The sequence below is a fragment of the Rhizobium sp. RHZ01 genome (genome assembly GCF_014851595.1).
Classification (GTDB): Bacteria; Pseudomonadota; Alphaproteobacteria; order Rhizobiales; family Rhizobiaceae; genus Rhizobium; species Rhizobium altiplani.
Window position 1 is genome coordinate 1 of record NZ_JACUZZ010000041.1, and the last position, 22,957, is coordinate 22,957.

The 22,957-nt window shown below is 59.2% G+C and carries 18 protein-coding genes, 1 tRNA gene and 1 pseudogene; 7 read left to right on the forward strand and 13 right to left on the reverse strand.

Features of this window, described 5'->3' with window-relative positions; translation table 11 throughout:
* Positions 1-372: 372 nt before the first annotated feature.
* Genes IB248_RS28600 through metG form a run of 3 tightly spaced genes read right to left on the reverse strand, consistent with a single transcriptional unit; the run spans position 373 to position 3,548 of the window.
* Positions 373-1,203: an MBL fold metallo-hydrolase gene (locus tag IB248_RS28600; RefSeq protein WP_192242037.1), complete on the reverse strand. Its 831-nt coding sequence runs from the start codon at positions 1,201-1,203 to the stop codon at positions 373-375.
* 4 nt (positions 1,204-1,207) lie between these two features.
* Positions 1,208-1,990 carry a TatD family hydrolase gene (locus IB248_RS28605; protein WP_113472155.1) on the reverse strand — a complete coding sequence of 261 codons (783 nt, stop codon included), beginning with the start codon at positions 1,988-1,990 and terminating at the stop codon, positions 1,208-1,210.
* A 7-nt stretch (positions 1,991-1,997) separates the two neighbouring features.
* A complete protein-coding gene (metG, locus tag IB248_RS28610) occupies positions 1,998-3,548 on the reverse strand; it encodes a methionine--tRNA ligase (protein WP_026371503.1) in 1,551 nt (516 codons plus the stop codon).
* Positions 3,549-3,784: 236 nt separating this feature from the next.
* On the opposite strand from metG, the gene IB248_RS28615 reads away from it, so the two are divergent.
* Positions 3,785-4,585, forward strand: coding sequence for a sulfite exporter TauE/SafE family protein (locus IB248_RS28615; protein ID WP_192242038.1), 801 nt, complete (start codon positions 3,785-3,787; stop codon positions 4,583-4,585).
* On the opposite strand, the gene IB248_RS28620 is transcribed toward IB248_RS28615, so the two are convergent.
* The 4 genes from IB248_RS28620 to IB248_RS28635 all read right to left on the reverse strand — a co-directional run bounded on the left by IB248_RS28620 (position 4,586) and on the right by IB248_RS28635 (position 8,767).
* Positions 4,586-5,608 carry a DNA polymerase III subunit delta' gene (locus IB248_RS28620; protein WP_113472154.1) on the reverse strand — a complete coding sequence of 341 codons (1,023 nt, stop codon included), beginning with the start codon at positions 5,606-5,608 and terminating at the stop codon, positions 4,586-4,588. It abuts the gene before it with no gap.
* Positions 5,598-6,284 carry a dTMP kinase gene (tmk, locus tag IB248_RS28625; protein WP_026371504.1) on the reverse strand — a complete coding sequence of 229 codons (687 nt, stop codon included), beginning with the start codon at positions 6,282-6,284 and terminating at the stop codon, positions 5,598-5,600. The genes IB248_RS28620 and tmk overlap by 11 nt, the downstream gene beginning before the upstream one ends.
* A 115-nt stretch (positions 6,285-6,399) precedes the next feature.
* Positions 6,400-7,596 (reverse strand): D-alanyl-D-alanine carboxypeptidase family protein, encoded by a 1,197-nt coding sequence (locus IB248_RS28630; protein WP_192242039.1) that lies wholly within the window; start codon positions 7,594-7,596, stop codon positions 6,400-6,402.
* A 70-nt stretch (positions 7,597-7,666) separates the two neighbouring features.
* On the reverse strand, positions 7,667-8,767 hold the full coding sequence (locus IB248_RS28635; protein WP_192242040.1) for a septal ring lytic transglycosylase RlpA family protein: 1,101 nt from the start codon (positions 8,765-8,767) through the stop codon (positions 7,667-7,669).
* 376 nt (positions 8,768-9,143) lie between these two features.
* Here IB248_RS28635 and IB248_RS28640 point away from each other — a divergent pair.
* A tRNA-Ser gene (locus IB248_RS28640) sits at positions 9,144-9,233 on the forward strand.
* Between the two features lie 204 nt (positions 9,234-9,437).
* A complete protein-coding gene (locus IB248_RS28645) occupies positions 9,438-10,067 on the forward strand; it encodes a DUF4157 domain-containing protein (RefSeq protein WP_246734588.1) in 630 nt (209 codons plus the stop codon).
* A 181-nt stretch (positions 10,068-10,248) separates the two neighbouring features.
* On the opposite strand, the gene IB248_RS28650 is transcribed toward IB248_RS28645, so the two are convergent.
* A complete protein-coding gene (locus IB248_RS28650; protein WP_169684029.1) occupies positions 10,249-11,778 on the reverse strand; it encodes a cation:proton antiporter in 1,530 nt (509 codons plus the stop codon).
* Between the two features lie 116 nt (positions 11,779-11,894).
* Here IB248_RS28650 and IB248_RS28655 point away from each other — a divergent pair, with 116 nt between their 5' ends.
* Positions 11,895-13,112, forward strand: a complete 1,218-nt coding sequence (locus IB248_RS28655) for an NAD(P)/FAD-dependent oxidoreductase (protein ID WP_018855068.1) — start codon at positions 11,895-11,897, stop codon at positions 13,110-13,112.
* A gap of 38 nt (positions 13,113-13,150) precedes the next feature.
* Here IB248_RS28655 and IB248_RS28660 read toward each other — a convergent pair whose 3' ends face one another.
* The 4 genes and pseudogenes from IB248_RS28660 to IB248_RS28670 form a co-directional block, all read right to left on the reverse strand.
* Positions 13,151-14,650, reverse strand: coding sequence for a L,D-transpeptidase family protein (locus IB248_RS28660; protein WP_192242041.1), 1,500 nt, complete (start codon positions 14,648-14,650; stop codon positions 13,151-13,153).
* Between the two features lie 469 nt (positions 14,651-15,119).
* Positions 15,120-15,626, reverse strand: a complete 507-nt coding sequence (locus IB248_RS32030) for a hypothetical protein (protein ID WP_018855071.1) — start codon at positions 15,624-15,626, stop codon at positions 15,120-15,122.
* Between the two features lie 257 nt (positions 15,627-15,883).
* Positions 15,884-16,015: pseudogene (locus tag IB248_RS28665) on the reverse strand (hydrolase); the annotation flags it as partial.
* 164 nt (positions 16,016-16,179) lie between these two features.
* Positions 16,180-16,887 (reverse strand): type 1 glutamine amidotransferase domain-containing protein, encoded by a 708-nt coding sequence (locus IB248_RS28670; RefSeq protein WP_018855073.1) that lies wholly within the window; start codon positions 16,885-16,887, stop codon positions 16,180-16,182.
* A gap of 388 nt (positions 16,888-17,275) precedes the next feature.
* Between IB248_RS28670 and IB248_RS28675 the strand changes: the two genes are divergently transcribed.
* From IB248_RS28675 to IB248_RS28685, 3 genes are all read left to right on the forward strand, one after another.
* Positions 17,276-18,574 carry an epoxide hydrolase gene (locus IB248_RS28675; RefSeq protein WP_192242043.1) on the forward strand — a complete coding sequence of 433 codons (1,299 nt, stop codon included), beginning with the start codon at positions 17,276-17,278 and terminating at the stop codon, positions 18,572-18,574.
* A gap of 62 nt (positions 18,575-18,636) precedes the next feature.
* Positions 18,637-19,182 carry a hypothetical protein gene (locus IB248_RS28680; protein ID WP_169684022.1) on the forward strand — a complete coding sequence of 182 codons (546 nt, stop codon included), beginning with the start codon at positions 18,637-18,639 and terminating at the stop codon, positions 19,180-19,182.
* A gap of 18 nt (positions 19,183-19,200) precedes the next feature.
* A complete protein-coding gene (locus IB248_RS28685) occupies positions 19,201-19,848 on the forward strand; it encodes an isochorismatase family cysteine hydrolase (protein ID WP_169684040.1) in 648 nt (215 codons plus the stop codon).
* 91 nt (positions 19,849-19,939) lie between these two features.
* Here the strand turns inward: IB248_RS28685 and IB248_RS28690 are convergent, their stop codons facing one another.
* Positions 19,940-22,768, reverse strand: coding sequence for a winged helix-turn-helix domain-containing protein (locus tag IB248_RS28690; protein ID WP_169684021.1), 2,829 nt, complete (start codon positions 22,766-22,768; stop codon positions 19,940-19,942).
* Positions 22,769-22,957 lie beyond the last annotated feature (189 nt).

Consider the following 22,957-nt stretch of genomic DNA (forward strand, 5'->3'; position numbering starts at 1 on the left):
AATCTCGATCCGCTGCAGATCACGCTCGCTCATCGCAATCAATCCCATCTGCAATCTCCGCCGTCATCAAAACCGGGGAGAGAGTGACATTTCTACTTTGCAGAAACAGGACACTTTAACTTTGCGGCTACATCATTAGATCGGATAAGATAGATTATGGAACCATTGCGTATCTAGATCTGCGAAGAGGCTCATAACTATCAGCCGTACGCCAACATCGCCAAATCGCTTTTTCTTTCGGCGCTTATCGCTGGATGCTGATGTGCCGATTAAATCACTTCGCGCTTTCAGCGCCAGCGAAACAATAAAAACCGCGACACCTCAACAACAGGCAAACTGCGATCATTACGCCGCGCGACATCATGCAGGTCGTCAGCCGCTTTCCAGTTCGACCAGTTCGATATCGAAGCTCATCTGATCATAAGCCGGAACCACATGATCGGGCGTTTCGGCCATGACCGTGTCATAGTCGAGCGGCGTATGCATATGGGTCAGGATCGCCCGTTTCGGCTTCAGGCGCTTAATCCAGTCGAGCGATTGCTCGAGCGACAGATGGCTCGGATGATAGCGATATTGCAAGGCATCGATGATGAGGACGTCGAGCTCTTGAAGTTTTTCGACAGTTTCAGGCGGAAAGCCACTGATATCACTGCAATAAGCGACGTCGCCAACGCGAATGCCAAGCGAGTATATGTCGCCATGCTGCTGCAGGTGCGGTCGGATCGAGATCGTTCCGCCCCCGCCGCTGATCCGCACCGGGACGTCGAGGCTTCCGATGACCTTTGCTTCGACGATCGGCGGATAGTTGCTGCCGGGCGGCGTTTCAAGGCAGTAGCCGAACCCTTGTCGAATGCGGTCCATCGTCTCACGCGTGGCGTGAATCGGAACCCGCTGCTGCGCGCCATAGAAATAGCCACGCAGATCGTCGAGGCCATGGATGTGGTCGGCATGGGCATGAGTATAGAGGACGGCGTCGATGTGAGTGACGCGGGCCGCGATCATCTGCTCGCGAAAATCCGGCCCGGTATCGATGACAACGGTCGTGACGCCGCCGTTGTCATCATATTGCTGGACCATGAACGCCGCGCGGGTGCGGCGATTCTTCGGATTGGTCGGGTCGCAGGCACCCCAATCGCCAGTGATGCGTGGAACGCCGGGCGACGACGAACAGCCGAGAATGGTGAAACGCCGCCTGTAGCCCACGCTGTCAGATCCTCGGCATCTTTGAGAAAATGCGGAATGCGTTTTCGGTGGTGATCCGCGCCATCTCGGCATGGCTGAGGCCGAGCGTCTCGGCCAGAACCTCGGCCGTGTTCACGACATAGGACGGTTCGTTGCGCTTGCCGCGCCAGCGCTTTGGCGCAAGGTAGGGCGCGTCGGTCTCGACAAGAAGCCGATCCTGCGGCACCGTTTTGGCGATATCACGAAGTTCCTCCGACTTCGGGAAGGTCAGGATACCGGAGAAGGACACGTAGCCGCCCAGGTCGACGCCGATCCTTGCGAGTTCAGCGCCAGACGAGAAGCAATGGAGGATAAAGGGAAACGCCCCCTTCCCCATTTCCTCTGTCAGGATCGCAGCCATGTCTCCGTCGGCGCTGCGGCTATGGATTACGAGCGGCAGCTGCGTCTCGCGCGAAGCGTCAATGTGGCGCCGCAGCCCGGTCTGCTGGTCCTCCGGCTTTTGCGTATCGTAGAAATAGTCAAGGCCGGCCTCGCCGATCGCGACAATCTTCTCGTGGGCATTGGCCAGACGCACGAGATCTTCCGTCTGGATATCGAGCTCATCGCCCGCATTATTCGGATGCGTGCCGACGGAACAGAAAACAGACGGATATTTCTCGGTGATGGCCAGCAGCGCGTCCAGCTTGCGCACCCGCGTCGAGATCGTCACCATCTGCTTGACACCCGCGTCGTGGGCGCGCTTGACGATCTCGTCCCGCTGCTCCTCGAAGTCGGCGAAATCCAGATGGCAATGCGTATCGATCAGCATGAGGTCCTCACGCTTCCGGCGCGACGTAGCGCGGGAACACTGGCTTCGGCGCTTCGAGCGCCGTGCCTGCGATGAGGCGGCCGGCTTCGCCGAGCGCCGCGAAGTCGCGCTTGTCGGCAGGGGCCGCAACCAGATCAAGCAGCTTGCCGGCCGATTCAGGCACGAAAGGCTGCAACAGGATGGCAATCTGGCGGACGACCTCGGCCGTGACGTAGAGCACGGTGCCCATGCGTGCCGGATCGGTCTTCTTCAGCGCCCAGGGCTCCTGGCCGGCGAAGTAGCGGTCGGTCTCGGAAACGACAGCGATGATCGACGCGAGCGCGCGATGGATCAGCTGCTTGTTCATGTCGTCACGCGTCGACGCGAGCAGCGCGTCGGCCTGCGCCAGCATGGTCTTGTCCTCGTCCGTCAGCGGACCGCATTCCGGGACCTTGCCGTCGCAGTTCTTGACGATCATCGACAGCGAGCGGCTGGCAAGGTTTCCGATGCCGTTGGCAAGGTCGGAGTTGATGCGCGTGCCGATCGCCTCTTCGCTGTAGCTGCCGTCCTGACCGAAGGAGACTTCGCGGAGGAAGAAATAGCGCACCTGGTCGAGGCCGAAATGGTTCACCAGATTGACGGGATCGACGACGTTGCCGAGCGACTTCGACATCTTCTCGCCCTTGTTGAGCAGGAAGCCGTGCGCGAAGACGCGCTTGGGAAGCGGCAGCTTGGCGGACATCAGGAAGGCCGGCCAGTAGACCGCGTGGAAGCGGATGATGTCCTTGCCGATGATATGAACGTCCGCCGGCCAGTACTTGGCGCGGGGACCGTTGCGATCCTCGATGTACCCGGTCGCCGTAATGTAGTTGGTCAGGGCATCGACCCAGACATACATGACGTGATCAGGGTCGTTCGGCACCTTGATCCCCCAATCGAAGGTCGTGCGTGAAATCGAGAGATCCTTCAGTCCCGACTTGACGAAGGAGATGACCTCGTTGCGCCGCTCGGCAGGCCCGATGAAGTCAGGGTTGGCTTCGTAGTGCGCGAGCAGCTTGTCCTGATATTCGGAAAGCTTGAAGAAGTAGCTGGCCTCTTCTACCCATTCGACAGGCGTGCCTTGCGGTCCGTAGCGCACGCCATCGGCGCGCAGCTCCGTCTCGCTTCCCTGATAGTAGGCTTCGTCGCGAACCGAGTACCAGCCGGCATAAGAATCCTTGTAGATGTCGCCATTGTCAGCCATCAGGTTCCAGATGTTCTGCGACGTCTCGTGGTGACGCTCCTGCGTCGTGCGAATGAAGTCGTCGTTCGAGGCGTTGAGGAGCTGCCCCATCGACTGGAACGCACTGGAATTGCGATCTGCAAGCTCCTGGGCCGACATACCCTCGGCTCGGGCCGTCTGCTGCATCTTCTGGCCGTGCTCGTCGGTACCCGTCAGGAAGAAGACATCCTTGCCGTCGAGGCGCTGGTAGCGCGCCATTGCGTCCGTCGCAATCAGCTCGTAGGCATGGCCGATGTGCGGCTTGCCGTTCGGGTATGAAATCGCGGTGGTGATGTAAAACGGTGTCTTCTCTGTCATGGCGGCCATTCGTGTCCGGCTTACTCTATAAAATTTGTCAGCCGCTCTTAGCGCAAGTCATGGCGAAGCGAAACAGCAAGTTTCGAAAGCAGGCGATTTGCCGTTCGCCGGCGTGCTGCACTTGACTCGATTCTGGGCGCATTCTACCCAAAGAAAATTCAAAGGGCGGGCATCAGCGACGTGACATATTCAGCACTCGGCAGCACCATTCACGCGCAGGGCTCGAGGTCTCCTATTTGACCGACCTTTTCAGCTTCAATCCCCTCTATTCCCTCTCCGGGCTTCTTGTCGGCGCCTTGGTCGGCATTACGGGTGTCGGTGGCGGGTCGCTGATGACGCCGTTGCTGGTACTTCTCTTCGGGGTTCATCCAGCGACAGCCGTCGGAACCGATCTGCTCTACGCAGCTTTGACCAAGACAGCCGGAACAGCAGTTCACGGCATGCATGGCAGGGTGAATTGGCGCATTGTAGGCTGCCTGGCTGCCGGAAGCGTCCCGGCCGCCCTGCTGACGCTCTGGCTGATGGCGGGAGTCGATCGTAGGAGCGTCGAGGTCGCCCACACGATTACAATGGCCCTTGGTTGGTTGCTTGTCATGACCGCGTTTATGCTGGTCTTTCGCAAGCAAGTCCTCGCGCTCGCGCTTCGCTCGATTGGAGAGCGCTCGCCGCCCAAGCCGCTCACGATCGCCATCTGGACAATGGTCCTCGGGCTGGTGCTAGGCACCCTCGTGACGCTGACGTCGGTGGGCGCAGGGGCGCTCGGCGTGACGGTACTGCTGGTCCTCTACCCGCGCCTCGATGTTCGCGAAATTGTTGGCTCCGATATCGTTCACGCCGTCCCGCTGACACTGATCGGCGGGATGGGCTACTGGGTGATCGGCGAGATCAACTGGGGAATGCTGTTTGCCCTGCTGGTCGGCTCGATCCCCGGGATTATCGCGGGCAGCCTGATCGCACCTAAGCTCCACGAACGGACAATCCGCATCGTGCTGGCGCTGACGCTTGCCGTCGTCGCATGGAAGCTGCTGGCAACCTGATCAGGGGCCGGGCTGCTTGATATCTCCAAGGATGCTGAGGATCGTCTGCTTGCGATCCAGATTGTAGGCATCCGAAACGGTCAGCCGCTCGCCAATGTCTGAATGCAGGCGGGCCAGCCTCTCCGCGGCAGCCACCTGCCCTGCCATCGCCGCAGCCCGTGCCTTCTGCATCAAGTCCTCGCCGACGTGGCCGGTGAAAAATTCAAAGATTGTGTCACTGTCCTTCCCGGAAAGCGCATCCGCCAGCCGATGCATAGCCCTGCGGGCAGATGCCCCCTGCGCACCCAATACATCGTTGTAAGCAGCGATGATATCGCTGCCGCCGTAGTTCACCAGCTTCAGCGCCTCGCCTACGCTGCCATTTGCCGCCGCAAGCAAGTCGCGGTTGGCCTCGATACCGAGATGGGCGAGCGCCGCACCGAGAGCACTGTCGTCAAGCGGCGCGAGCTTCAGCGGCAGGCAGCGCGAACGAATGGTTGGAAGCAGCTTGCCGGGCGCATGGGAGATAAGCAGGAACAGTGCGCGTTTCGGCGGCTCCTCGAGGATTTTCAGGATCGCATTCGCGGCATTGCGGTTCATGTCATCGGCAGGATCGATGATGACAATGCGCCAATTGCCGGTGCCCGACGTCTGCGAGAAGAAGCGCCCTGCCCGCCTGACCTCATCGACCGTGATTGCGGATTTCATCTTCCCCGTCTTTTCATCGACGGGCCGCGCCAGGTGCAGCAGGTTATGCGAGGCGCCCGAGGCGATCTGGCGGCTGACAGGAGAGGCCGGATCCGGATCCTCCAACCGATCCGGCGCGCCGGCCGGATCCGGATGCGTCAGGACATGATTGGCGAAGCGGAAGGCAAGCGTTGCCTTGCCGACGCCCGGCGGTCCCTCGATCAGGATCGCATGGTGGCCCTTGCCCGACCGATACGACTGCGCGAGGAAGGCCTCGGCGTCATCATGGCCGAATAGCTTCATGTTTTCGGCTGGCCAGATGGCACCGTCAAGCAATCCCGGTCGTTCATCGTTCATGAGTTGCTTCCGCTAACTTGGTCGCTGTCGCATGCGGCAGTTGCCGCCAGACGGTCTCCAGAACCTCGGCGGCAATGACCTCTTCGGACCGCGTTGCATCGATGACGTGGCAACGGTCAGGCTCCCGGGCGGCGATATCGAGAAACGCTTCTCGGCGCTTCTCGTGGGTTTCGAGCTCCTCCTTCTCGAAGCGGTCCGGGGCGACGTCGCCAGCAGCGCCTCGCCTCCGGGCGCGCTCGAGACCCGCCAGCGCCGGCAGATCGAAGACAAGCGTGCAGTCGGGAACGATACCATTGACCGCGACGCGCTGCAGCGCCTCGATGAATTCCGACTCAAGATTCCCGGTCACGCCTTGATAGACCCGCGACGAATCCATGAAGCGATCGCAAAGGACCACCTTGCCGGTCATCAAAGCCGGCCGGATGACTTCCTCGACGTGATCATTGCGTGCCGCTGCGAAGAGGATTGCCTCCATGCGGGTTCCAAAGGCTTCGGCAGCACCCGAAAGAAGCACGTGACGCACAGCCTCGGCGCCCGGAGAACCGCCCGGCTCCCGTGTCAAAAGCACGTCATGACCGCGGGCACGGAGAGACTCAGCAAGGCGGCGGATCTGCGTCGACTTGCCCGCGCCCTCCCCGCCTTCAAACGTTACAAACAACCCAGTACCGGATGGCAATGACTAATTCCTGCATTACGGCGGTCACCCGCACCACTGCCGTACATTTAACGGAAGGCAGCGAAAAGCGAAACCGCTCGACGGTAACTCTCACCCTGAATAGCGAATTCGGCGATCAGGTGGGTTCGGGCTTATCCCACAGCCAGGAGAACAACAGCGTCTCGCCGAGTTCCATCAGCGCGTCGACGGCACGGCGGCTCAAAGAGCCAACCTCCACGGTCTCCTTCGTATAAAGGGGTACCTCACGCAACAGGCGACCGCCCGCGAAGATGCGCAGCGTCCCTATTTCATGGCCGGCCTCCACGGGAGCCATCAACGGCCAATGGTAGACGATGCGCGCCGACAGCCGCTCGGGATTGCTGATCGGTAAATAGACACTCACGGGCGTCTTTGCGACGAGATCAACGCTTCGCGAGGTTCCACCGTAGACGCTTGCTTCGCCGATCACCTCGGCGTCGGCGAAAATCTGACGGCTTTCGAAGGCGGTCAGCCCCCATTCGAGCACACGCTTGGCCTCTTCGGTGCGCTCCTTGTCGGAGGCAATGCCGCCCAGGGCCATGAAGAGCCGCCGGCCATCGCGTTCGGCGGAGGCGACGATGGAATAGCCCTCTCCCTCGGCAAAGCCGGTCGCCAGGCCATCAACACCCATGCCGAAACCAAGCAAAGGATTGCGGTTGCGCTGGAAAATCCTGTTCCACTCGAAATCAGGCTGCGCAAAATAGGAATAGAGGTTCGGATAGGACATTTGCAGTTCCGCCGCCAACGTCACCATGTCGAGCGCCGTCGTCCTGCTTTTGCCGTCAGGCAGCCCGGTCGAATTCCCGAAGATGGACCGCTCCATACCGAGCGTTTTAGCACGCCGCGTCATAGCAGCCGCAAAGGCCGGCTCACTGCCGCTCATGCCTTCAGCGAGAACGATGCAGCTGTCGTTGGCGCCCTGAATGGCAATGCCTTTGATCAGATCCTCGACGCGGACGTTCGACTTGAGCGCGGCAAACATCGTTGCCGTGCGCGACGGCGCCCCCCCAGTTCGCCAGGCGTATTCCGAAACCGGATACTGCGTGTCGAGGGTGATCTGGTTCTTCGAAAGGGCGTCGAAGACGAGATCCACCGTCATCAGCTTCGCGAGTGACGCCGGCGAGAAGGTCTGATTCTCGTTCTTGGCAAGAAGCACGGTCCGGGTAGACGCCTCGACCATGTAGGCTTGGGCCGCCTTGGTCACGAATGAAGCGTTGGCATCACCGCTCGCGGCAGCGGCAACCGTTGCGAAAGGCAGAAGGCAAACACAGAGGCCAACGAAACGCTTGAACACCGAAAAACCCCACAGCTCGGTCGAGCTCGACGATGCTAACAACGGACCTGGAGCGACGCAATGGCCGCCGTTACTCGCCGCGCGCGGCGGCTGTCTTTTGACGCTTGACGGATGCCAGGATCGAGTCCTGCGTGAGGCCGTCGTTGCGAACCATCACGGCGTCGAAAGCGAGTTCGACGGTAACAGTTTTGGCGCCCTGTTCCTGATACCCCATTGCGAGAGAGCGCTGCCCTCCATAGGGGCGTTCATATGGGAAAGGGCCAAATTCCGGGAGGACGATCATCTGAGTGGCCGCCGGCTCCGCCAGGGGCGCGACGCCGCCAAAAGACGGTGACGGCATCGACGTCGGGACAGGCGCAGCATTGTAGCGCGCGCTCGGAGTCGAGCCGGCATAGGACGTCGCCGAGACCGGCACAGGAACATTCTCCGGCTCGGGCGCGAAACCGCCGAAGCTCTGGAGCTGGTCTGCGGTTATGCGCTTGCTGTTGGAGGCGACCATGACACCGGTGGCAATCTGCCCGCCACCCGGGTTGATGCCCGGAATGCGGCTGCCCTTCGGCACATAGGAGGCCATCAGATAAGGCATATCATGCCCATCCATCCGGGCACGCCCCACATACTGGACGCGGACGTTTCCGGTACCGCTGTGCTGCAGGTCAAGCATATCCGCCGTCTTATTGGACAGGTCGATAATGCGCCCTTCGTGATACGGACCACGATCGTTGACACGCACGATAATGGACGCGCCGTTTTCCGTATTCGTCACGCGTGCATAGCTCGGCAGCGGAAACGTTGGATGCGCGGCGGAAAGGTGCATCTGGTCATAGACTTCGCCGTTCGCCGTCAAACGGCCATGAAAGGCCGAGCCGTACCACGACGCAACACCAACCTTGTTGTAGGAGAAATCTTCCTTCGGGTAGTACCACCTCCCCTTCACCACGTAGGGGTCCCCGACCATATAGCGGCCGCCGCCCTTCGGGATGTTGTTGCCGGTGGCAACACGGGGGCTGGCCTTGACGCCGTATTCCTTCTCCGAGAAATACTCCTTGCCGTGAGCGCGCTTTGTGGGCGTAGGCGAGGAACCGCAAGCCGTAACCGTTGCGCAGATCAGCGACAGCCCTACCCATCGCATTCCCGTTGCGAATGACGCCGCCCCGTACTCTCGTTTCATATGTCCCACGCCGCTCAAGACCGTTATGGTTAAGAAATCTGCCCGATCCGGGCAAGACACCCCTAATCCCACCAACCTAACGAGACTTTAATCATGCGGCCTTCATGGCAAATTTGCGAAGCATTTCGCCAAGATAGGGACAATTCTAATTAATATGGTTAATAATTCACTAATTTAAGATTCTGAATAACGCAGTCGGTTCAGCCCGGCTGGGCGTTTCAGCAACGGGGAGCTTCTCCCCTCCGCGGCCCTTCGGGTACCGTACAGAACCAGTTGACGCTGCCGCCGAACGGCTTTAAACGCTGCATAGCCTGAGCTGATGGCGTCAGGCAACCGCAGGTGCGCGGGTTTCGAGCCCGCTTCAAATCAACTGCATGGAAGAGTGTCCGAGTGGTTTAAGGAACCGGTCTTGAAAACCGGCGTGCGGGAGACCGTACCGTGGGTTCGAATCCCACCTCTTCCGCCAAGTTTTTTATTCATAACACTGATATCAGACGATTTTCATCGATAGCTCGTTCTCGCTTGCTATCTTAGATTGCGCCATGCTGGGAATGAGAGGAGAAACCCATACGGGTGACCGAGGCTCGGCGATCCATAGGAGAATTCAACGCAGTAGCCGCGGATGATCCACAGGACTATCATGTCTTACCGATGAGAAGAAATTACTGCGATGAACCGACGCCGCGCGACTATCTGGGTCCTGTCTGTCATCGTTGCCGTTAGTCTGATGCTCGACGGACCATCCGCCGTTGCTCATTATCAGGCTGACCGCAGGGACAATAGCTTCGTCATCATCGCAAATGAAAGTGTGGTCGACGCTCTCAACGAGCTTCAGGCACATGCTCTGAGCGGCCCGATACTCGCGAGCGTAATCACTGCGAGCCGCGATGAGGCCATCCACAAGGCTTTGCCGATACCTGCACACATTCGCCGTCAGTTGACCGGCTATGCCAGCGAAGACTCAATGAATCGCGTCAGATACAAAATCAATAACGACAGCTCCTTCAGCCTTGCCTACTTGCTGGAGCATGGCGGTTTTGCAGATGCAGTTACCCTAATCGATGTCGTTGTGTTCAGAGACCCGCGTGTAGCCGCGAGTCCCTGTGCGTGGGCCCATGAGTTGACGCATGTCGACCAATTCCGGGAATGGGGGGTGGAGGGTTTTGCCGTCCGATATGCGCGGGATTGGCGGACGGTCGAAAGTCAAGCTTATGCCAAAGGTGACGGCTACGACCGTTGGAAGCATCAACAGAAAGAATTCCCCAGCCTTGATGTCGATCACAAATGCAGCCTGAAATGATCGGAGTCGAGCGCCAGGCAAACGCTGCCCAAGGAGCGAGGCGCTTGGGCTAGCCAGACAAACATTCCACTGATGATCCAACCTCGACCCTCCTGAGAACTCTCTGAATTTCGAGGATCTTGTCCTTCATCAGGACCAGGAAATGGAGTTCATCCAGGCGCGAGCCGCTCTTGGTGCGCACCTAACTCTCGGTAATTCGCCGCTCCTCGTCCAAAGCCACGGCAAGCTGCTTCCAGTCGAGATCCTCCTGCAGTTCAAGATACTGGCTAGGACCGACACGATCCGCGTCGCGCAGTTCGTCGAGGCGTTTGCGTTGCGCCAGTACAGCGGCAAGGGCCAGATCACGACGGCGTGCTGGCAAAGACCCAGGGCCACTCTCGCAGATTTCTCGATAGGCTAGTCTGATGGCCTCGACCTCCGGGCCCTTCTCGCCTTCAAGGCGGCCAAGGGCAGCCTGGGCAAGAGACTTGCGTGCCATGTGGATTTCCTGCCTCGACTTGTCCTCCCTCCCGAGCTTCAGGAGGCGGATCATGGGCGCGAGAGTTGCGCCCTGGATGACCAGTGTTGCGAGCACGACCGAGAAGGCCGTCAAAACCACGAGGTCTCGTTCGGGGAAGTCCGCGGGCAACACGAACGCGGTGGCAAGGGTAACCAGTCCGCGCATACCCGACCACCCAACCAGCAGCGTTTCACCATGTTCAAAGGGTGCGAGTTCATGACCGCGCCGATGCCGATAGCCAACAACCGCGTGAAAAAAGAATGCAATCGCCAAGCGCGACGCAATAACGCCTACGACGACGATCGCAGCGAACCCGATCGCCCTCTCCAGCTCGGCCGCCGACATGGCGCCAACAATGCGGCGGGCCTGCAGTCCCATCAGCAGAAAGGCAACCACGTTCAACAAGAAGACCACGGTCGTCCAGACGGCAAACGAGTGGACCCGCATGCGCGGAGGATCATCGACCTTGGCAAGGGTAGCGAGTGTCATCGCACTTGCCACTGTTGCCAGCACGGCAGAGAGGTGCAGACGCTCGGCAATCAGCCACGTCGCGAATGCATAGACGAACTGAAGCAGCGTGCCGCCAACCGTATTGTCGGTGACGGGACGAAGTCGTGAAACCAGAAACCCGAAGGCAATTCCGAACAAAACTCCGCCCGGCGCCGCAAAAGCCATCCGCGCTACGGTTTCAGTATCGAACCCACCCCTCGCCTGGATGGTCAAAGCCGCGCTGAACAGCAGCAGCGCCGTAGCATCGTTGAACAGGCTTTCGCCTTTGAGAAGTGCGTCGACCCGGCGGTCGACCGGCAGATTGGACAGGACCGCGGTGGCCGCAGCTGCATCCGGCGGTGCGACGATCGCACCGAGCGTCACTGCCACCGCGATGGGCAACCCGACGGTAAGTGCACTGATCGACACCACGACTCCAACCGTGAACAGCACTGCCACAACCGCGTAGACGAACAGCGGCACCAGCATGCGCCGCGCCGCGCCGAGCGGGAAGTCGTAGGCGGAATCGACAAGTACGGGGGCGATGAACAATGCAAGGGCGGTTGGAGGGTCGATGGGTATATCTGGCGCACCCGGCAACACCGCGACGGCAACGCCGGCTGCGGCGAGGATGCCGGGATACGGCAGCCGCATTCGTCTGGTTACCTGCAATAGCAGGATTGCGACAGCAAGCAGTGCAACGAGTGTTTCGAAGAATGTCATGCCCCGAATAGTAGCAGTCTTTAGCGCGCGTTGAAGAGGGATCGATTCCCTTGTAGAACCCGGTAGTAGAACCAGTCAAAGACGAGCGACGAGCGCCTCAAGGCGGAGCGGCGACCATGGATTACGACGTAGCGATTGTCGGTGCCGGCGCTGCTGGAATTGCGGCGGCACGGACCCTGTCCAGCGCCGGCTCCTCGGTCATCCTCCTGGAAGCGAGTGACCGCATCGGCGGTCGCGCCTGGACAATTGAGATCAGCGGAATGCCGCTCGACATGGGTTGTGGTTGGCTTCATTCGGCCGAACGCAATCCACTCGTCGAGATGGCTCGTGCTGCCGGGCTTACCATCGAAAGCGGCCCGACGGCATGGCGACGGCAGTGGCGCGATTTGGGCTTCACGCCGGAAGATCAGAAGGCGGCGGAAGCAGCGTGGGACGCATTCCAAACCCGCATTCGCAGCGATCGCCAACCAAGCGACCGTGCTTCCGATGCGCTGCCGGCAAACGCGGAATGGAATGCCTATTGCGACGCGACAAGCGGATACATGAATGGGACACCGCTCGAGCGGCTGTCGATCAAAGACTTCCTTGCATACGACAATGCCGCATCAGATGCCAATTGGCGGGTTCACGAAGGCTACGGCACTCTGATTTCTTCGAGCATTCCTGATGTTGCATTGCGACCCTCGACACCTGTGCGCCGTATCGCGCTGTCCGATCGTGGAGTCCAGCTGGAGACTGACCGCGGTGCGATCAGCGCCCAGAAGGCTGTGATTACGTCGTCGACCAACGTCCTTGCCAACGGTATGATCGCGTTCGATGCGGCAGTTGACGATCATCTTCACGCATCAAGCCAATTGCCGCTTGGCCTGGCAGACAAGCTATTCCTCGAACTGCACGGGAACCATGGCCTCGAGCCCGAGACCCATCTTCTCGGCGATCCCCGCAACGCCGAAACTGGCAGCTACTATATCCGTCCGCTTGGCCGACCGATTATCGAGGGCTTCTTCGGAGGCGCAGGTGCCCTGGTCATTGAGCGTGCGGGGCTGCTGGATGCGTTCGCTTTCGCGATTGAACAGTTGTCGTCCCTGCTGGGTAGCGGCATACGACGGCATCTGCGGCCACTGGCCGCGACTTCGTGGTGTCGTACCGATTGGATACGCGGTTCCTACAGTCATGCGCTCCCAAATCACTCCGATGCCCGCAACATATTGGCGCGCCCAGTCGATGATCGACTGTTCTTTGCGGGCGAGGCCACCCACATCTCGGATTTCTCAACGGCGCATGGTGCCTGGGAAAGTGGTATCCGGGCAGCCAACGAAGTCTTGCGCGGCTGACTTGAAGATGTCGTAGACGCCCTGCGTTGTTTGGGCGCTCAGGATTGATTGCGGCTTGAGGTCGTCATCGATATCGCGGCGAGCGTCTCTGCATCACGACCGTAAATGTCATCGAAATAGTGCACGACGCCGTCTGCAGTTGGCCATGCTGTAAAGTATGAGACATATACCGGAACTTCTTCCGGTGCCGGCATCTCCTTCTTTTCCCCATCGGCTATCTGTTGTGCAACAAATTCAACGGATGTTTTCAGAACCGCAGCCGCCATTGCGCGTGGGTTTTCCAACCGTACGCATCCGTGACTGAACATTCGATCCTGCGCGGCGAACTTTCCGCGCGCCGGAGTATCGTGCATGTATATGTCGTGAGGGTTCGGGAACAGTATCTTTAGCTGTCCGAGTGCATTGTCCGGCCCCGGCGGCTGAACAACGGAGATGTTCTCGAGAGGCTGGGCCCAATCGACCTTCGCGGAGGACATCGGCTTTCCATTTACAGAAACCTTGTAACCTTCCCTGTCGAGATATGCGGGGTCGCGCTTCAGATGCGGTAGCATCTCGTTGCGAATGATCGATTGCGGCACGCCCCAGTCGGGATTGAACTGAACAGTCTTGATCGAAGCATCGAAGAAGTTCGTCTGATGATCCTGTTGCCCGATTACGGCCTTCATCGAAAGTGCCAACTGACCCTGCTCATAGTAATACGCCATGTAAGCTGGTTGATTGATGAAGACATAGCGATCAGGAAACTCCTGAGGCAGCCAACGGATTTCCTCCATCGCAACAATGACCTTATCAATGTTGGCGGCGCTATCGCCTCCCTGACCCGACGATCGCAGCCAATGAAGTTCCGCTGCAAGCTGGGCGAACTTCGGATTGCTCGGCATAAGCCGGTCGACGACCGGCATCAGATCCGGATGGGCAGACAATTGGTCGATGGCCGCCTTCAGATCAACCTGCTTCCGCTTGAAGTCATAGTAGTTGGAGAGCTGGTTGGGATCGATCCGCCCGCGGTAGTTATCCTGCAGAAACATCAAGAACTCGCCGGACAGCGACGCTTCAAATAGGGCCAAAGAATTCGCGTATTCGGGCGAGCCCCGCGGAACCGTCTCAAACGTCGTGGCGACCGCATAGTCACTGGTGCTCAGGCCCCAATCATCCGCCTGCTTCAACAGGTTCATCGCCTGCACTGCCTTGGCGGTGGGACCTCTGCCATCGACCCAGATAAGTTTTGCTTTCGGATTGCCGTAATAGGCCTCAACTGCGTCCGCTATATCGTTGTTCATCACGATCGAGACGCCGCTCATCTCGCGCAGTACCCTTGATTGATTACCTCCCACAGTCTCAAACAGTGTCGAGAACGAACTGGCTCCCTGCCGAGAAATATGGACAGCCCGGCGCACAGGAACCGCGTAGGCATTTTTCGGGCTGGCCTGCTCGGCAAGCGCCGGCTGCGGCTCGGCCCTAACCTTGCCTTCCAACGCGGCAAACAGAACTAGACCGGCGAGCGCACCCGCGAAGAGTGTCAGTGTTCTCAGGGCCATCGGGTGTCCTCGAAACATTAAAGCAAGATCCGTGCGCTGCTACCGTTATGTTCTATGAGCCAGACTACAGCGCCGACAATCGGGCGGAAGATGGGCGGTATGGACCTCGGCATGCTGCCCCTTGTCTTCCTGCTTCTGAGAAGGGCCGACATGCAACAGCGTCAGCACCTGCTTCCTGACGCCGAAGACACCGGGTCGCGCGAGCATTCTGGTAATCCCACCCTATTTCCTCAAGGGCGAGTGTACTGACATCGTGGCACCGCTGGCGCCATGGGCGCGGCGCGCTCGCATTGTTCATGCAGTTCTGGCAGCCGAGGCGGATACGGCGAGAAGATGGCGCTCCCCCGATATCAGCGAAATGGTGGTTGCTGACTAACGGAGGTCATGTCCTCTCGCCGCCGCAGTGCCGAAAGGCCAGCCAGCTTTCGGTAAGGTCGCAGCCACGTCCTCGGCGCAGGATCGGGCGCGTTCATAGGGCTCGGCTATCATAAGCCCACTGAAGTAGTGCCTGTCGCTGCCGAGGACGGCAGAACCAGTCGTGGGGCTCGCAGTGGCGCCGTAGCTGCGATGCATGTCGCTTCATAGACTTCCAACGCCCAATCTGGCGTTCATCCTCGCCGGGTAACCTGCGGCCTAGGAAATAGCGGCAGTACCATTGAAACCACCCGCGGGGATCGTCCGGATATATCCAGCCTTTGGCTCGCCAGACGCTAAGTGGTTGGCTGGCACCCACGCCGAAAAAATTCAAACTCGGATCATACCAGGATGAAATCTTGGCCGCGGCGAACCATTCTTTGGGGAATTCGTCCGCGCAATCGGTCATGTATTTGCCCCCGAATACACCTAGCCTTAGCATCTCCGCAGGTGTCAGTTCCGGTGCAAAGCCCTGGTGGAAGTCTTGGCCCGTGGGCGCGGTCAGAGGATATCGATAACCCTGCTGCATCCGATCTTTCACTTCAACCCACGAAATGACCATCGGTGATCTCCCTACTCGCATACATCATCGACTGATCTTCATAATGGGACAGGCGAGTGATGCCTGCTACTTTAACTGAAACATTTCGATGTGGGCTTGCTCGTATCGAGGTTGAGGCGCGGCTGAGACCAGCCACAACATTTCGCGGATATCGCCGTTAGATATCGATTTGCGCCACCAGAACTGCCTGCCTGCATTAAAGTTCCCTCGCTCAACGTCGAGGTTCAAAGACGGAGAACTTGCTTCGGACAATCATAAGCCATGGTGGTCAGACTGGTGGAAACGCCGAAACCCTTGGCTCCATGGGCGACGAGATCTGCGTTGTTCCGAAGATTGACGGCATCGATGCTCTTCGTCGCAAAAGCCATCTGCGACTGATAGTCGATCATGATCAGCGTGTAATCCTTCGGCGTGAGGAACTGAGGCCTGGCAGCCGTAGCGGAGCTAATGAATTTGCCGGCTGGCGACGCCGAGGCAAGGCGCAGGGCTGCGAGCGGTCACAACGGCTGGAATTGCGACCGCAGATTTGTCGTTACGCAGTTCGCATGGCCAGTTACGCAGCCGTGGAACTTGTCTGCTCCGTTGCGCCTTTCAGAAGCTTGACGAGGGCCTGCGCACCTGAGGTGGACGAGGCAGGGTTCTGGCCGGTGATGAGCCGACCGTCGGTGATGGCAAAGGGTTGCCAGTTGTCTTTCTTCTCGAAAAGTCCGCCGAGCCGTTTCAGTTCATCCTCAACAAGGAATGGCACGACGTTGGTCAGTTGAACCTCCTCCTCCTCGGTGTTGGTGAACCCTGTGACGCGCTTTCCCTTGACGATCGGCTCCCCCTTGTAGGTCACGCGATGCAAGACGCCAGGCGCGTGGCACACCGCCGCGACAGGCTTTCCGGCGTTATAGAAGGATTCGATCAAGGTGATTGAGTCCGGATCCTCGGCAAGATCCCACATCGGCCCGTGGCCGCCAGGATAGAAGACCGCGTCGAAATCGTCCGACCGCATATCCTTCAGCTTTTTCGTCGTCGCGAACACCTGCTGCGCGTCCGGATCTTTCTTGAAGCGAGCCATCGCGGCGGTCTGGTTTTCGGGCAGATCGCTCTTCGGGTCGACTGGCGGTTGACCGCCCTTCGGCGAGGCGAGCGTCAGATCGATGCCGGCGTCGCGAAAGACGTAATATGGTGCTGCGCCTTCCTCGAGCCAGAAGCCCGTCTTGCGGCCGGTGCTTCCGAGTATGTCATGCGATGTGAAAACCATCAGGATCTTCATCTGTCGGCTCCTTCCTTTGCCGTTACGCAGCGAAACCGGCTGCATTAGGAAAGTATGCCGACGATTGCCAGGAAGCGCACTTGCACGTTGGTATTGGCAACACCTTGGTATTGGGTAACACCGTGCGCTGAAAACCCTCGTTCGCGCAGTACCTGAAGCGAAGCCAGACGACGGTAACCGCGATCCACTAGCCAATGGCCAAACCGGAGCGACGATGTTCTCAGGTTGGCTGCATCGATCGGAACCATAGCGGACAGAGCTGAATACGAACATCCAAACGTGCTCTCGATTCCACTATACGAAGGTGTCGCCGATACCTTAGTTCAATGGCTGCATTTCCTCTTTGGTGACTTGTTACTCGCCAGCAAACTAACTCCAGGAGGCTCTCATGTCCCATAACCAACCGGCGGTTTCGCGCCGTACACTTCTCGCAGTGGCAGCATCAATCAGTGCATTGGGCGTGCTTCCTGAAGCGTTTGCCGCGAGTGGCGATCCAAACGCGATCAAACCATTTCGATTCTCGGCTAAGGATGCGGAGCTATCCGATCTTGCCCAGCGGGTCGCGGCGACCAGGTGGCCTGACCGGGAAACGGTCGAGGATCACTCGCAGGGCGTCCAGCTCGCTACCATCAGGAAGCTCGCCGACCACTGGGCCAAGCACTACGACTGGCGCAAAATCGAAACGAAACTGAACTCCTACCCGCAGTTCACCACGAAGATCGACGGGTTGGACTTTCACTTCATCCATGTGAAATCTAAGCACGCAAATGCCCTGCCGATCCTTGTCACCCATGGATGGCCCGGTTCCATCATCGAACAGCTAAAAATCATCGAGCCCCTGACCGATCCGACCGCGCACGGCGGCAGCGCCGACGACGCCTTCCACGTCGTCATCCCATCGCTTCCGGGTTACGGCTTCTCCGGCAAACCGACAGAGCCCGGATGGAACCCTCCCCGCATTGCCAAGGCATGGGCTGTACTGATGCAGCGCCTCGGCTACCCAAAATACGTCGCGCAGGGCGGCGACTGGGGCAACGCCGTTACCGAGCTGATGGCTGTGCAAGAGCCTCCGGGATTGCTCGGCATCCATACCAACATGGCAGCAACCGTTCCCGCCGACATATCCAAGGCGCTGTCAGCCGGCACGCCGCCTGCCAACCTCACGCCTGATGAAAAGCGCGCGTGGGACCAGCTCGACGATTTCTACAAGAATGGTCTTGGCTACGCCATCGAGATGAACAACCGCCCGCAGACGCTTTACGGCATCGTCGACTCACCGATCGGTCTTGCCTCATGGATGCTTGACCATGACATCCGCAGCTATGACATGATCGCTCGCGTCTTCGACGGCAAAACGGAAGGCCCGACGAAGGACGATATCCTCGACAATATCACGCTCTACTGGCTGACCAATACGGCGATCTCTTCCGCCCGCCTGTACTGGGATAACGCGCACTTCCCTTCGGGTGGTTTCTTCGATCCGCGCGGCATCAAGATATCGGTCGCGGTCAGTGCCTTCCCGGACGAGATTTACCAGGCTCCCCAGAGCTGGGCCGAGAAGGCATACCCGAAGCTCATCTTCTACAACCGGCCTCCCAAGGGCGGCCATTTCGCAGCCTGGGAGCAGCCGATGCTTCTCACGGCCGATCTGCGCGCCGCCTTCAAGCCGCTCCGCAAATCGATGTGACGGCGTCTGCGGCGTTCCCTGGTGCCGCAAAATTCCCACCCATTGGATGAAGGAGAAAGACAATGTCAGACAAGCAGATCGTCGATTCCAGCTTCACGGCCATCATCAACGCGTCGATCGAGAAGATCGACATCCCGACGTGGTGCTTCACGCTGCCCGAAAAGGAATACCAGGGCTGTTCGCCCGCCCATATCGCTGCTGGCTTCACTACCGCTCCAGACGGTACGCGCATGTCGATCAACGTCGAAACGATCGGCGGCAGCCTGATGGTGCAGCACTACGTCGAAACGCTCGGCGAAAAGGATCATCTGATCCTTGATTCCGACTCTGATGTGTTCACGCCGACGGGCCGGGTAGCCATTCACGTGACCTGGGAACTAAGCGTCAAGGCAATCGACAAATATCACTGCGAATTTACCAACCGGGTTCAGTCCTTCGCGACCCCGGACATGCTCGCCTCTCTCGACCGGCAGGGCATTCCTTTCGAGATCTTCCGCACGCAGCGCCAGCCGATGTCGATCGCCCATAACAAGGGCGAGACGCCACTGTTCGCAGCCAGCATCGAGCGCCACGCGCTTCGCAGCCAACAGCCGTCGAAAGCAGCCTGAAGCCCAAAGGAGCCGATAATCATGCATCTGTCCTACGAGCGCGGCATCACCGGTCTTCTGGTGGTCGACCCGTACAACGACTTCATCTCTGAAGGCGGCAAGATCTGGCCACGCATCAAGGAAGTCGCCGAAGCCAACAATTGCGTGCCGCACATGGAGCAAATCCTCAGTACGGCACGACAGGTCAAGATTCCCGTCTTCTTTGCCATGCACCACAGGTACCGCGAAGGCGACTACAAGAACTGGAAGTACATTGCGCCTATTCAAAAGCTTGCGTGGAGCCGTAGGAGTTTTGAATACGGGACCTGGGGCGGAGAGTTCAAGGCCGAGTTTGTACCCGCGTCCCGCGAGATTGTCGCCTCGGAGCATTGGTGCTCCAGCGGCTTTGCCAACACCGATCTCGATCTGCAGCTCAAGAGGCAGGGCATTCACAAACTCATTGTCATCGGGCTGATCGCACACACCTGCATCGAGGCGACCGTGCGTTTCGCGGCAGAGCTTGGATACGACGTGACAGTCGTGAAGGACGCCGTCGCCGACTACTCCGACGAGATGATGCACGCGGCGCTGGTGATCAATATGCCGAACTATGCGAGCGCGATCGTAACCACTGAGCAGATTGTCGATGCGCTGAAAACCACGGAGCCCGTGGCCCCTGCCACCTGAGACAACCAGTCATAGCGCCTGCCCACAGACGCCGGCGCTGCTCGTCGGTCGTGAGGGACCGAAAACGACGTCCGTCGGTTCCATGGCAGCTTCACACAGCCGATGCCTCGATCAATGCCTTTGCCTCGAGAAGCCTCGGACTGCTGAAGCCCTCAGTGAATCGCCGATAGACAGGAAGCAGAACACTCGGAACGCTTGCCTGGCGGAACGCACCAAGGCTGACGCCCGCGTTCAATTCCCAATACAGTGCTCCCTGCTTCGCCGCTTCCGCCATCGCCTGTTGAAAGAGACCTTCGATCAGGGACGTCTCGCTTGAGCCTTGCGCCTTGAGCACTTCTGCTTTCCGCCTCAGGATTTCGGGCACCATCCAACGGTAGCCTTTCTCTTCCGAGAACAGCAACGCGTTGGCGACCTCGTTCAAAGCCTCGTTGAAACGCCCCATTGACTGTAGCGCAGCTGCGAACTCACAGAGGTAGAAAGGATAGAACAACAGGTAGGCCCCACTACGCAGTTCCACGAGGCCGGTGCGAAGAGCCTCGATACCCTCTGCCGGGCTACCCGTTCGATAGGCGAGACTGCCCTTGATGCACAAGCCGGCGGCATGGAAGGGTCGAAGACAGTGCTTGGATGCCTCCGCTAAAAGCTCCTCGCCCCATTCCTGCGCGCGGTCCAGATCGTTAAGCGTTAACGAAACGAAGGAAGCCGACCATGCGAGCGCGACGCAGAGGACGAAAGGCTGCCGTGTCTCTCGGGCCTCCTGTATGGCGACCTCTGCCGTAAGTGTTGCGGCGTCCAGTCGGCCACCTGCGATCAGGTTCACTGTGTTGTGAGCCAGAGAAGACGTTCGTACGTCCGCTTCCAATCGCAGCAAGTCTGTCCGGCGGTTCACCAGCGGATAGTGTGTGGCCGCCCATTCAAGCCTCTCGCCGGCTTCTTGATGGAGCGCCTGATAGGTCTGGGGAATGCCTACAAGCCATGAGGCCGTTGCGCGTCCGCGCACATCGTGTTCTTCAACTGCCCCCTCATATTCGCGCGCATAGGCTAGAGCGTCGCTCAATTCCGCCGAGCGGGCGGAGAAGAGCCACAGGGCGCAGGTTAGGCGCTGGCGATAGTCGTAATCGTTCAGATCCCTGGCAAGTGCCAGCGCGCCGGTGAGTACTTCCTTTCCGCGCTTGTTCATTCCCTGAGTGTAGATGAGCGCGTATCCCAGAGCACATCGCAAGACCATCTCGGTGCGCGAGCCGTTTTCTTCCCCGATGTTCTCCAGCGCGCGCTCAGCCCAGTCGCCAGCTTCGGAGACCAGCGATATTGCCGTCCAAAAGTCGCTTGACGCGGCAGCAAGCTTCGCGCCGAGCACGCCATCGCCGCTTTCCGAGAACGCCCATCTCAAGGCCGCACGCACGTTGTCGGTCTCCTTTCGATAGCGACCGATATTGTCGAGCGCCGTCTGAAGGGAGCGCTCCTCCGAAAAAGGTTTAAACAGCTTGAGGAAGTATTTCGTAACTCGAGACATTGTTCGCCGAAACTCGTCCCGAGCTCCCAGCTTTTCCAGCGAGTAGACCCGCACAGTCTCAAGAAGGCGCCAGCGCGGAGCAGCGTCGAAACCGTCGAATGCGATCAAAGATTTTGAGACGAGATTTGATATCACGAGCGCCGTTTCCGCTTCCCCGTCGCCGCTGACCGCTACCGCCGCGTCCAGAGTAAAGCCGCCGGGAAAAGTCGCCAGGCTACAAAGCAATTCCCGTTCCGCGTCCGGCAGAAGTTGATAGCTCCAGTCCAGGGTAGCGCGGAGCGTCTGATGACGAGGCAGTGCCGTCCGGCGCCCGCCAGTGAGCAGCACGAAACGATCGTCGAGCCGGCCGGCGATCTGCTCTATTCCCAGCGTCGCAGCACGTGCCGCTGCAAATTCGATTGCCAGCGGTATGCCGTCGAGATGCCGACAAATCCCGGCAATGGCCAAGAGCTTTTCCGTGTCGTCCGCGAAATCCCGTTGCAGCGCTCGAGCGCGCGCCACGAAGAGTTGGATGGCGCTGTGCTCCAGAGCGCTGGTCGCCTCCTCCCTAGCTGGCACCTCCAAAGGTGGGACGCGATAAGCGAACTCTCCCTCGATCCTCAGCAATTCTCGACTTGTCGCAAGGACCGTCACATTTGGGCACGTGCGGACAAGTGCCTCGATCATCGCTGCCGCAGCATCGATGACGTGTTCGCAGTTGTCGACAACGAGCAGCATCGTTCGCCCACCAATGCAACGCGCGACGACCTGGGCCGAGATTTCGTCACCTTGAAGTTGCAGGTCGAGAGTTTGAGCCAAGGTTGTCGGAACTAGGTTGGGGTCCTGCAGCGAAACCAGCTCGATGAAGAAGGCGTCTCCTTCGACGCTGGGCAAAAGACTACGGGCGATTTCGGATGCAAGTACCGTCTTGCCGATCCCGCCAGGGCCTGTCAGCGTCACGACCCGATAAGCGGATGCGAGCGTAAGAAGCTCAGCCACGGCATTCTCACGACCGATAAGATCAGATATCGACGCCGGGATCTTGGAAACGTAACGGGCGTCGGCTGAATGAGTTTTCACCGACGGCGCCGTTCCGTTGAGCGATGGCGCGCCAGATTTCCAGTTGCCAAGAAGTCGGTATCCACGGCCGGAGATCGTCTTGAGCAGATTCCGGTCTTTTCCCAGAGCCTTTCGAATGGCCGATATGTGGACCTGGAGTGTATTCTCCTCTACGACGATCCCAGGCCATACGCGGCGCATCAGATCCTCCTTCGACACGGCGTCTCCACCGGCCACAACGAGGACCTCGAGGATGTCGAATGCGCGGCTTCCGATCGGAACGGGTGCGCCGAGAGCCCTGAGTTCCCGCTTTGCGAGATCCATCTCCCAGCCGCAGAATTCGAAAAGGCCCCGTTCGATCTGTCCCAAAGCGATCCGATCTCTCTTGCCAATGCCAAATAGTTCAGCGGCATCTGTAACCGCCGCGGCGATTCATGACGGCGGAGACGCCGCACCGGATACTTCAGGATATTTCAGATTCTCTCAACCCACTTAAGTCGCTTCACGGGCGGTATTGGCTTAGACAATAGCCATTCTTGTTGGCGAGCTTCGCGCTGT

Coding starts and splice junctions, on each gene's coding strand:
- IB248_RS28670 (WP_018855073.1), bottom strand. CDS start 16,887: ATGAAGATCCTGATGGTTTTCACATCGCATGACATACTCGGAAGCACC.
- IB248_RS28660 (WP_192242041.1), bottom strand. CDS start 14,650: ATGGCCCTGAGAACACTGACACTCTTCGCGGGTGCGCTCGCCGGTCTA.
- IB248_RS28650 (WP_169684029.1), bottom strand. CDS start 11,778: ATGACATTCTTCGAAACACTCGTTGCACTGCTTGCTGTCGCAATCCTG.
- IB248_RS28605 (WP_113472155.1), bottom strand. CDS start 1,990: ATGCTGATCGATACGCATTGCCATCTGGATTTCGCCGACTTCGAGGAG.
- IB248_RS28680 (WP_169684022.1), top strand. CDS start 18,637: ATGTCAGACAAGCAGATCGTCGATTCCAGCTTCACGGCCATCATCAAC.
- IB248_RS28645 (WP_246734588.1), top strand. CDS start 9,438: ATGAACCGACGCCGCGCGACTATCTGGGTCCTGTCTGTCATCGTTGCC.
- metG (WP_026371503.1), bottom strand. CDS start 3,548: ATGACAGAGAAGACACCGTTTTACATCACCACCGCGATTTCATACCCG.
- IB248_RS28635 (WP_192242040.1), bottom strand. CDS start 8,767: ATGAAACGAGAGTACGGGGCGGCGTCATTCGCAACGGGAATGCGATGG.
- IB248_RS32030 (WP_018855071.1), bottom strand. CDS start 15,626: ATGGTCATTTCGTGGGTTGAAGTGAAAGATCGGATGCAGCAGGGTTAT.
- IB248_RS28655 (WP_018855068.1), top strand. CDS start 11,895: ATGGATTACGACGTAGCGATTGTCGGTGCCGGCGCTGCTGGAATTGCG.
- IB248_RS28620 (WP_113472154.1), bottom strand. CDS start 5,608: ATGAACGATGAACGACCGGGATTGCTTGACGGTGCCATCTGGCCAGCC.
- IB248_RS28675 (WP_192242043.1), top strand. CDS start 17,276: ATGTCCCATAACCAACCGGCGGTTTCGCGCCGTACACTTCTCGCAGTG.